Annotated in this window: 1 protein-coding gene; it reads right to left on the bottom strand. The window is 32.3% G+C overall.

The window, feature by feature from the left end; genetic code table 11:
* The coding region (locus tag V7150_RS26530) for an ABC-2 transporter permease (protein ID WP_335524311.1) at positions 1-294 on the bottom strand (294 nt) is incomplete at both ends.

The raw sequence follows: 294 nt of genomic DNA, 5'->3' as shown, positions 1-294 counted from the left end.
AATTGAAATAACTAATAAAGAATTTCCTACACTGGCTATATCCAATCGTTCTACTCCAACGGACGCACCTATAACAGTTGCTAGATTGTATAGTATAAAGCAGCCGACAAAAATGATTAGAACAAACAAATATTTCGCTTTAATGACACCATTTCTAGTATGTGGAGTTGTACAAATAAGGGATGCTCCTTTATATTTGTCCTCTGACATCGAAGTCATATTGTATATAATAAATTCAACAAATAATACAGTAATGAGAAAACTAACAGCACTGCCGTTATTAAACCCAATTTT

Source organism: Neobacillus drentensis (assembly GCF_036965245.1).
GTDB classification, from domain to species: Bacteria; Bacillota; Bacilli; order Bacillales; family Cytobacillaceae; genus Neobacillus; species Neobacillus drentensis_G.
Note: the sequence above shows the minus strand (reverse complement) of the source record. Positions and strands in the feature narration are given on the sequence as shown.